General features: G+C 67.8%; 6 protein-coding genes and 1 pseudogene. 2 read left to right on the forward strand and 5 right to left on the reverse strand.

Annotated features, from left to right (window positions below; all coding sequences use genetic code 11):
• Both G6016_RS14705 and G6016_RS14710 read right to left on the reverse strand, forming a co-directional pair.
• Window positions 1-324: pseudogene (locus tag G6016_RS14705) on the reverse strand (hypothetical protein); the annotation flags it as partial.
• Window positions 325-326: 2 nt separating this feature from the next.
• Complete coding sequence (locus G6016_RS14710) at window positions 327-1274, reverse strand: Ppx/GppA phosphatase family protein (RefSeq protein WP_182633364.1); 948 nt, start codon at window positions 1272-1274, stop codon at window positions 327-329.
• Window positions 1275-1307: 33 nt separating this feature from the next.
• Between G6016_RS14710 and G6016_RS14715 the strand changes: the two genes are divergently transcribed.
• Complete coding sequence (locus tag G6016_RS14715; RefSeq protein ID WP_182633365.1) at window positions 1308-2153, forward strand: DUF3109 family protein; 846 nt, start codon at window positions 1308-1310, stop codon at window positions 2151-2153.
• Window positions 2154-2199: 46 nt separating this feature from the next.
• Here G6016_RS14715 and G6016_RS14720 read toward each other — a convergent pair whose 3' ends face one another.
• The 3 genes from G6016_RS14720 to G6016_RS14730 form a co-directional block, all read right to left on the reverse strand.
• Window positions 2200-2889, reverse strand: a complete 690-nt coding sequence (locus tag G6016_RS14720; protein ID WP_182633366.1) for a response regulator — start codon at window positions 2887-2889, stop codon at window positions 2200-2202.
• A complete protein-coding gene (locus G6016_RS14725; protein WP_338403630.1) occupies window positions 2886-4082 on the reverse strand; it encodes a sensor histidine kinase in 1197 nt (398 codons plus the stop codon). The genes G6016_RS14720 and G6016_RS14725 overlap by 4 nt, the downstream gene beginning before the upstream one ends.
• 162 nt (window positions 4083-4244) lie before the next feature.
• Window positions 4245-4991 carry a phosphoglyceromutase gene (locus G6016_RS14730; protein ID WP_182633367.1) on the reverse strand — a complete coding sequence of 249 codons (747 nt, stop codon included), beginning with the start codon at window positions 4989-4991 and terminating at the stop codon, window positions 4245-4247.
• Window positions 4992-5032: 41 nt separating this feature from the next.
• Here G6016_RS14730 and G6016_RS14735 point away from each other — a divergent pair.
• On the forward strand, window positions 5033-6644 hold a 1612-nt coding region (locus G6016_RS14735; RefSeq protein ID WP_182633368.1), incomplete at its 3' end, for a long-chain-fatty-acid--CoA ligase.

Consider the following 6644-nt stretch of genomic DNA (forward strand, 5'->3'; position numbering starts at 1 on the left):
CCACCTGACGGGGAAGACGGAGATCGCTGACGACGCACCCGCGCCGGACTGACCCGCTTCCGCGGCGCCCCCCTCCGACGACGGTGACGACTGACCCGCGCGGGCCTCCTCTGCCTCGCGCGCACGACGCCGCGCCGCACGACCGGACAGGACCTCCTCGTCCGAGACCCGCGGGATCTCACCGGTGAGTTCGGAAACACTCACCCCACCCTCATCAGACCTGCGGCGCCTACGCCCCGAGGGCGAAGCGTCCTGCTGCTCCGCGCCCATGCGCTTGAGCAGCTCCGCCACGGTGATCTGCTGACCGTCAGAATCCTCGGCCATCGTCAGCTTCCCTTCCCGTCGCCGCCCACGTCCCGGTCGAGACGCTGCAGAATGAGCCCCTCACGCAGGGCCCACGGACAGATTTTCACACTTTCCAACCCCAATGCACGCATCGACGCCTCCGCGACGAGCGCACCGGCCACAACTTGATACGAACGATCAGAGCTGATTCCCTCCAACTCTGCCCTGTCCGCCGCGGTCATGCGCGAAATAAACGCGATCACCTGACGTAAACCCGCGGCGGTGAGAATACGTTCAACCCGCGGGCCCTCCGACGACGGTGCCGCACCCGTCAGGCGTGCCAGCATCCGGAAGGTCTTGGAGGTAGCACACGCCAGATCCGGCTCGCCGGCCGTGCGCAGCTCCTTCGCCGGGCCCTCCAGTTCTGCGTCGATGTAGTCGCGCAGCTGGTTGATGCGCTTGCGCTCCGGCGGATCCGACTTGAACCAGTCGTGGGTCAGACGACTAGCGCCGAGCTGCAGGCTGAACGCGTGCTCCGGGAGCTCGTCCTCGCCGCTGGTCAACTCCAGTGAGCCTCCACCGATGTCGAGGTTGAGGATCCGTCCGGCACTCCAGCCGTACCAGCGGCGCGCCGACAAAAACGTCATGCGCGCCTCGTCCTCACCGGAGAGCACGCGCAGCTCTACGCCCGTCTTCTTCTCGACCTCGGCAAGCACCTCGTTCGAGTTGGCGGAGTCACGCACGGCGGAGGTCGCCAATGCCATGACCTCTTTGCACTTGGTGGCCTTGGCCAGGTCCGCGGCCTCATTGACCGCGTCGACCAGCCGGGCGATGCCGGTCTTGGAGATGTTGTTGTCATCATCCAGGTACTCGATGAGGCGCAGACGGGTCTTGGAATCGTTCATAGGGGTGGGGTGGCCACCACGGTGCGCGTCGACGACGACGAAGTGGACCGTGTTACTCCCGACGTCCAGGACACCTAATCTCACACGACCACCCTAAACGGTCTACGGTCGCAAGTTGTGACCGCCACTGAACCTTCCTCAACCCCGGGTACCCCTTCGCCCGAGGTCCCCTTGGACTTCCCGCGCGAGTGGTACAGCTTTTCCGACCCGACGAACGACGAGCATCTCATCTCAGTAGACATGACGTGGCTGCTCTCCTCATGGACATGTGTGTTCGGGACCCCCGCCTGCCATGGCATCGACGCCTCCCAGCCCGAATCCGGCTGCTGCACCCACGGCGCGTTCATCGCCGACTCCGAGGATCGCGAACGCCTCACCCTCAACGTCTCGCGCCTGGAGCCCGACGAGTGGCAGCACCGCGACGCCGCGTTCGAGGCCGCCGCCGCCGAGAACTCCGAGAACGAGGCGTGGCTCGAAGAAGATGAACTGACGGGCGACGACGGCGAGATGGCCCCAGCCCTGCGCACCCGCAAGTACAAGGGACGCTGCGTGTTCTTCAACGACCCCGGCTGGCCCGCCGGATCCGGCTGCGCGTTCCACCACATGGCGATCCGCACCGGACGCCCCCTCACCGAGGCCAAGCCCGACGTGTGCTGGCAGCTGCCGCTGCACGTGACGCACGAATGGGAGGACCGGCCCGATGAGGTGGAGATCCTCCACACCCGCGTGAGCGAGTACGACCGCCGCGGATGGGGCCCCGGCGGACTCGACCTGGACTGGTACTGCACCGGCTCCCCCGAGGCGCATGTCGGCGCCGACCCCGTGTACATTTCCCTGCGCGACGAGCTGATCGGACTGCTCGGCGAGGAGGTGTACGAGGTGCTGGCCGCCGCGTGCGGGCGACGCCACCAACTGGGCATCGTGGCCGTGCACCCGGCGACCGAACGGGCCTGCGGACGCTGAGCCCGGCCGCGAGCAGCGCCCGCCGACCGCGGCGCGGTGCGGTGGGTCAGGCCTCGAACTTGTACCCGAGGCCGCGCACCGTCACCAGGTGGACCGGCTTGCCCGGGTCCTCCTCGACCTTCGAGCGCAGTCGCTTGACGTGCACGTCGAGGGTCTTGGTGTCGCCGACGTAGTCCGAGCCCCACACGCGGTCGATGAGCTGCCCACGGGTGAGCACGCGACCGGAGTTGCGCAGCAGGTACTCGAGCAGATCGAACTCCTTGAGCGGCAGCGTCACCCCCGAACCGCGGACCGACACCGTGTGCCGCTCGATGTCCATGCGGACCGGGCCCGACTCCAGGACGCCGATCTCCTCGGGCTCGTCCGACTCCTTGTCCGCCCCACGCCGCAGGACCGCGCGGATCCGGGCGATGAGCTCGCGGGCGGAGTACGGCTTGGTGACGTAGTCGTCCGCCCCCAGCTCCAGGCCCACGACCTTGTCGATCTCGCTGTCACGCGCGGTCACCATGATGACCGGCACGCTCGAGCTCACCCGAAGTCGCTTGCACACGTCGGTTCCTGACATCCCCGGAAGCATGAGGTCGAGCAGCACGATGTCGGCGCCCTCGGCCTCGAAGCTCTCCAGCGCGGTCGGGCCGTCGCCGGCAATGGTGACGTCGAAGCCCTCCTTGCGGAGAAGGAATGCCAGCGGATCCGCCAGCGAGTCCTCGTCCTCCACGATCAGCACCCTGGTCACGGCACCTGGTCCTCTCCTTGATTGACGTGCTCGGTGGCGGGAGTATTCCCGCCGGCATCCGGCTCCAGATGGGCCGGGAGTTCGAGAGTGAAAGTCGACCCGGTACCGGGTCTACTCCACAGGGTCACGACGCCGTTGTGGTTCTGGGCGACGTGCTTGACGATCGCCAGCCCCAGGCCGGTCCCGCCCGTCGCTCGCGAGCGTGCCTTGTCGACGCGGAAGAACCGCTCGAACACTCGCGTCTGGTGTTCGGGGGCGATCCCGATCCCGCGGTCGGTCACACGCAACAACACGGTGTCGCCCGAGATGGCCCGCGTGATCGACACCGGCGTGCGTTCGTGCGAGTAGTTGATGGCGTTGAAGATGAGATTGGCCAGCGCGGTGACCAGCAGGGTCCAGTCGCCTTTGATCTCCAGCCCGGACGGCGGGTCGGTGACGAGCTCGATCCCGGCGGCCTCCGCCGCATGGGCTGCTCGCCGGAGCGCCTCGTCCACCACCTCGTCGACGTCCACCGTCTCCGGGTCGCGGATGCGCTCAGCGCCCTGCAACCTCGAGAGCTCGATGAGTTCGGTGACCATCTTTCCGAGCCGCTGCGCCTCGCCCACCACACGACCGCCGAAATACTCCACCGAATCCGGGTCGTCCTTGGACTCCAGCAGTGCCTCGGCCAGGACCGCCATAGCACCCACGGGTGTCTTGAGTTCGTGGGAGACATTGGCCACGAAGTCACGCCGGGCGGCCTCCATCCGGCGGTGCTCGGAATCATCGTCGGCGAACACCACGACGAACTGCTCGCCGTGCCCGTCAAGGATCTCGGCGCGTCCACTCACCGAGGGGATCCGACGACGACCGGCAGCCATTTTCGCGGGCAGGTCGAACACGGAGGGCTGCGCGTCGACGAACGTGGCGTGCGCCGCCGCCCACACGGTCTCGATCAGCCGGCGGTCCTCGACGATCGCCAGTTCCCGGGCCCGACGGTTGAACAACACCACATCCTGGTGTCGGTCGACGACGGCAAGTGCGTAGGGGGCCTGCTGATACACGGCACTGAGGACATCGAACCTGCTGGGTCCGGCCTGTTCCGCGCGGCGCCGGTCGGCGCGGGCCCTGATCCAGGGGACGACGAAGCCACCCACGACGAAGCCGAGAATCCCGGCGACGATCGCGATGGCGATCCCCATACTGACCTGCACGACCCAGATACTACGTCCACAGGTATCCACCCCTGAAACGCAGAACCCCCCGTCCACCTACGGGAAGTTCGCAGGCAGACGGGGGTTTACGGCGAGTTCACCCAGCCTTCATGTGTTCCGCGGACACCGGCGGAACCGCGGCGTGTCGCCAGCGGCGCGGTGTTACTTGCCGCCCTGGTTGGCCACGGCTGCGGCGCCGGCGGCGGCGGCCTCCGGGTCGAGGTAGGTGCCACCCGGGTTCGTGACCGTGCCGGCGTCGTCGAAGCGGTAGACCAGCGGGATGCCGGTCGGGATGTTCAGCCCGGCGATGTCCTCGTCCGAGATGCCGTCGAGGTGCTTGACCAGCGCGCGGAGCGAGTTGCCGTGCGCGGCCACCATGACGGTCTCACCGGCCGCGAGACGCGGGGCGATCTCGGCCGAGTAGTACGGAATGAACCGGTCGACGACGTCCTTGAGGCACTCGGTCAGCGGCACCTCGGGCAGGTCGGCGTAGCGCACGTCCGAGGACTGCGAGTACTCGTTGTCCGCGTCGATCGCGGGCGGCGGGGTGTCGTAGCTGCGGCGCCACAGCATGAACTGCTCGTCGCCGAACTCTTCCTTGATCTCGGCCTTGTTGAGGCCCTGGAGCTTTCCGTAGTGGCGCTCGTTGAGCTTCCAGTGCCGCACCACGGGGATCCAGTGCCGGTCGCAGGCGTCCAGCGCGATGTTCGCGGTGGTGATCGCACGACGCAGCAGCGACGTGTACAGCACGTCGGGAAGGATGCTTTCCTTCGCGAGGAGCTTGCCGCCGCGGACCGCCTCCTCCCGGCCGAGATCGGTCAGGTCGACATCGACCCAACCGGTGAACTGATTGGACGCGTTCCACTGGGACTGCCCGTGACGGAGCAGGACGAGGGTTCCGTAAGCCATATGTTCATTATGACCTGTCGACCACCCGCTACGGTGCAGGCATGACCGCAGACGTCGGAGACACCCCCACCAACAGCGACCGGCCTTGGACGGTCCATTACACCCCGGGCACCACACAGGGGCTGGACTACGGCGCCACCACCCTGTGTGACCAGTTCGACCGGGCCGTCACCGCCCACTTCGACCGTCCCGCCACCGAGTTCTTCGGCCGTCACCTCAGCTACGCCGAACTGGGCCGCCGGGTCCGTCGCGCGGCCGAGGGCCTCCGCCTCCTGGGGGTGGAAAAGGGGGATCGCGTCGCCGTCCTCCTGCCCAACTGCCCACAGGGCATCGTGGTCTTCTACGCAGCGCTGCGCCTGGGCGCGATCGTCGTCGAACACAACCCCCTCTACACCGCCGACGAGCTCGAGGGCCCCTTCGTCGACCACGGCGCGAAGGTCGTCGTGACCTGGAACGTCGTCACCGACGTGGTCGAGGACCTCAAGAGCCGCCCGGATACCGCGATCGAGCACATCCTGGCCGTCGACCTGCTCGATGAGTTCCCCACCACCAAGCGCCTCGCGCTCCGCCACCTGCCCGTGCCGAGCCTGCGCGCGTCCCGCGACAAGCTCTCCACGCCGGACAAGCACACCCCGCGCTGGTCGGCGATGGAGTCCGGGCCCGAGCTGGACTTCTCGCACCCCTACCCCGTCAACGACGACCCCGCGCTGATCCTCTACACCTCGGGCACCACCGGCACCCCCAAGGGCGCGATGCTCACCCATGCCAACCTGGTGGCCAACTCGACCCAGGGCGAGGCGTGGGTGCCCGGACTCGAGCCGGGCAGGGAACGCTTCCTGGCGTCATTGCCGATGTTCCATGCCTACGGCGTGACGATGTGCGTGGTGTTCGGCATCGCCCAGGGCGCCCGGCTGCAACTCGTGCCGACGCCAGACATGGACCTGATCATGCCGATCTTCGCCAACGAGCCTCCGACGTTCATCCCGGCCGTCCCGCCGATCTACACGCGCATCCTCGAGGAGGCGGACAAGCGGGGCATCTCGCTCAAGGGCATCCGCAACTCGTTCTCCGGGGCCATGAGCCTGCCCGCCGACCTCATCGAACGCTGGGAGGCCGCCACCGGCGGCCTGTTGGTGGAGGGGTACGGCATGACGGAGACCTCGCCGATCACGGTGGGCAATCCGATGTCGACGGCGAGGCGGGCCGGATCAATCGGCGTCCCCTTCCCCGACACGGATATTCGGATCGCCGACAAGGAAGACCCGTCCCGGGATGTGCCATCCGGGCAACCGGGCGAGCTGTTGGTCAAGGGTCCGCAGGTCTTCCCCGGATACTGGGGCAACGAGGAGGCCACCGCGGCGTCGTTCCACGACGGCTGGCTGCGCACCGGCGACGTGGTCGAGCAGGATTCCGAGGGCTTCCTGCACGTGGTGGACCGGATCAAGGAGATGATCGTCACCGGCGGGTTCAACGTCTACCCCTCCGAGGTCGAGGCGGTCCTGCGGACGGCGCCCGGCGTCGCCGACTGTGCGGTGGTGGGTCGCGCCGCGGACGGCGGTGGCGAGCAGGTCGTTGCCGCGGTGGTGCTCGAGCCGGGCGCGACGCTCGACGTCGACGCGATCCGTGCCCACTGCAAGGCGTCGCTGACCGGCT

The sequence above is a fragment of the Dietzia aerolata genome (genome assembly GCF_014144865.1).
Taxonomy (GTDB): domain Bacteria; phylum Actinomycetota; class Actinomycetes; order Mycobacteriales; family Mycobacteriaceae; genus Dietzia; species Dietzia aerolata.

Excerpts from the sequence above, each read along its gene's own strand:
- G6016_RS14730 (WP_182633367.1), bottom strand. The coding sequence starts at position 4,991 with ATGGCTTACGGAACCCTCGTCCTGCTCCGTCACGGGCAGTCCCAGTGG.